3 protein-coding genes are annotated in these 2,743 nt (G+C 34.1%); all 3 read left to right on the top strand.

Annotated features, from left to right (window positions below; genetic code table 11):
- Window positions 1–434 precede the first annotated feature (434 nt).
- Genes Q0J90_RS14550 through Q0J90_RS14540 form a run of 3 tightly spaced genes read left to right on the top strand, consistent with a single transcriptional unit; the run spans window position 435 to window position 2,576 of the window.
- Complete coding sequence (locus tag Q0J90_RS14550; protein ID WP_297278598.1) at window positions 435–758, top strand: PadR family transcriptional regulator; 324 nt, start codon at window positions 435–437, stop codon at window positions 756–758.
- Between the two features lie 7 nt (window positions 759–765).
- Window positions 766–1,344, top strand: coding sequence for a DUF1700 domain-containing protein (locus tag Q0J90_RS14545; RefSeq protein WP_297278597.1), 579 nt, complete (start codon window positions 766–768; stop codon window positions 1,342–1,344).
- Window positions 1,341–2,576: an alpha/beta hydrolase gene (locus Q0J90_RS14540; RefSeq protein WP_297278596.1), complete on the top strand. Its 1,236-nt coding sequence runs from the start codon at window positions 1,341–1,343 to the stop codon at window positions 2,574–2,576. The genes Q0J90_RS14545 and Q0J90_RS14540 overlap by 4 nt, the downstream gene beginning before the upstream one ends.
- Window positions 2,577–2,743: the final 167 nt, after the last annotated feature.

The raw sequence follows: 2,743 nt of genomic DNA, 5'->3' as shown, positions 1-2,743 counted from the left end.
GGTTGCCGGTCAGCTTTTTTGTCAGAGCCTTTTCGGCGTTTTGGTATTCATTACCCGAAGCTGCAAGAACGAATGGAAGCAGCAGTATGGAAATGGCAAAAAGCAGGAGTTGTTTCATAGCATTTTTGTCTGTGTTTTTTGATTAAAGCCCTATTTTACAAATATACGGAAAGACGAGGGCAGAGGCAAATGAAAACGGGGTTTTTAATTTGACTATGCCGAGCCGCCTCCTAGATTTTACAAATATAAGAAAATTTCATTTTTTGACAATAATATTCTGAAAAGAAGAGTGCCCCAATTTATGCTTCCAAATGATATGGTTATAATTTGAATATCGGGGTGTTTAAATTTAGTTTAATTTATTTTGTGATTTCGATTAATCGATATATATTTGTGACCGATATACGTAGTAATACAATGTATGTGTAATAATTATGTTGCAAGATAATTTGATAACACAGATGAAGAAAGGGATACTTCCGCTTGTTGTGCTGATAATTATAAGTAAACAAGATAGTTATGGGTATCAGATTTCTTCCGAAATAGAGAGAATTCTTGGATTTGAAGTGGCCGATGGTACCATTTATCCTATCCTTATGCGATTGTGCAAAGATGAAGTAATCGAGCCATATTGGGTGCAAAAGGAGAGTGGTATGCCAAGAAAATATTATAAAATAACTGAGGCTGGTAAAAAATATATTGCCAGCCTTACTGAATATTATCTTGATATGACGAAGCGGATAGAACATTTAATTTAGTGTACAAATGAAAACAGATTACCAGTATAGTAAACAATACTTGAATTATATGCAGAAGCTTGAAAGTGAGCTCAAAGTATTGGATGAAAAAACTAAAAATGACATACTGAATGAATTGGCTTCACACGTTTATGAAAGTATGTGTAGGTTGCAAGGAACTGCATTATCAGATGAAGACTGTTTGAATAATGTATTAACCCAATTGGGTAGTCCAACAAAAATTGCTCAATTGTACGTGACAGAATCTCAATTAAAAAGCGTGTTGAAAAAGGGCAATCCTTTTGAAATTATCAGACAGACATGTGTTTGTATATTTTGTACTGGAAAATACCTTGTCTCAGGTATTCTGTATCTTTTTAGTGTGACATTCTTTATATTGTCGATTCTTAAAATTTTCATACCAGATAGTATCGGCTTTTTTTATAATAACGAGAGTTTTTTTGTTGGGTATTGTTCCGAAACGGATTTGTCAATGCCTGATATTTTGGGATATTGGTTCATACCTATTGGTATTATTATTTCGTGTATTCTATATTTAATTGGTACGATCCTTATAAAAAGAAATATTATAAAAAAGCAGCAATGAGAACAAATTTATTATTGGTATTTGTCGTTTTGGTATGTTCGATAATATCGTATGCACAGGAAATTAATGGAACTTGGCATGGTAGTTTAGATATTAATGGTCAGAAAATCAGAATTGCTTTTCATGTGAGTAAAGATGGAGGAACAATGGATATTCCACAACAAGGGGTTAGGGGCGTACCCGTTAATCTTTCCCTACTTACTCAAGATTCAATAAGTTTGAATTTGCCGACGATTGGTATGTCATATAACGGCAAACGGAGTCATAATAAAATTAAAGGTATTTTCAATCAAAATGGTATATTCTTACCCATGGATTTGGAGCCGGGTGATATTGATAAACCTAAACGTCCACAAGAACCATTGCCACCTTTTGATTACCGGACAGAAGAAATTTCTTTTTCTAATGATAATGCGAATGCTATTTTTTCGGGAACATTGACATATCCTATTGGATACACTCCGAATAAACGAATTCCGGTTGTTCTAATGGTAACCGGAAGTGGTCCACAAGATCGTAATGAAGAAGTTTTTGAGCATAAACCATTTTTGGTTATTGCTGATTATTTGGCAAAAAATGGTATTGCTTCATTGCGCTATGATGACAGAGGTGTTGGTAAATCGACAGGAGAGCGCAGTGGATGTACTTCAAAGGATTATGCAGAAGATGCCGAGTGTGGATTGCAGTGGTTGGAGACTTGTGGAAAGTTTTCTAGAATTGGAATATTAGGTCATAGTGAAGGTGGCTTAATTGCGTTTATGTTGGGTGCTAAAGGTAAGGCAGATTTTATAGTTAGTATGGCGGGGCCTGGGATAAAAGGTGATACTTTACTTGCAGAACAACAAAATGCAGCATTAAAAATCTATGGTCAACCAGCCAATAGAACAGTTGAGTCTGTGAGAAATGAGATAAAGGCTCAATCTAAAGATAATTGGGTGAATTACTTTATAAATTATGATCCGACTTTGGTTATATCAAGCATAAAAATTCCAGTAATGGCAATTAATGGCAGTAATGATATGCAAGTGATATCAGCTAGTAATTTAAATGCGATAAAAAAATTGTTGAGTAGGAATAATAAAAAGAATTTTTTCAAAGAATATATGGGATTGAATCATTTGTTTCAACATTGTCAAATTGGAAATTCTTTGGATTATTATAATATAGAAGAAACGTGCTCTCTGGAAGTTCTTCAGGATGTTGTTGATTGGATTAATAGTAGTGTGGAATAGATATTGTGTTGTCAAAAACATTTAGAGACAGGTTATAAGTAATAATAGTCCGTTAAAAATTCAACATATCGGCTAAGCGGCTTCCGCCACAAAGCCAAAGAGTTCTTTGATAAGTTTAGTATTAAAAGTTCTGTTCGGTTTCAGACCGGACTTACTAAAAATTCTTT

Origin of the sequence: uncultured Brachyspira sp. (genome assembly GCF_944390595.1) — a bacterium.
Classification (GTDB): Bacteria; Spirochaetota; Brachyspiria; order Brachyspirales; family Brachyspiraceae; genus Brachyspira.
This window is presented reverse-complemented; position numbering and strand designations above follow the sequence as displayed.

Coding starts and splice junctions, on each gene's coding strand:
- Q0J90_RS14550 (WP_297278598.1), top strand. CDS start 435: ATGTTGCAAGATAATTTGATAACACAGATGAAGAAAGGGATACTTCCG.
- Q0J90_RS14540 (WP_297278596.1), top strand. CDS start 1,341: ATGAGAACAAATTTATTATTGGTATTTGTCGTTTTGGTATGTTCGATA.
- Q0J90_RS14545 (WP_297278597.1), top strand. CDS start 766: ATGAAAACAGATTACCAGTATAGTAAACAATACTTGAATTATATGCAG.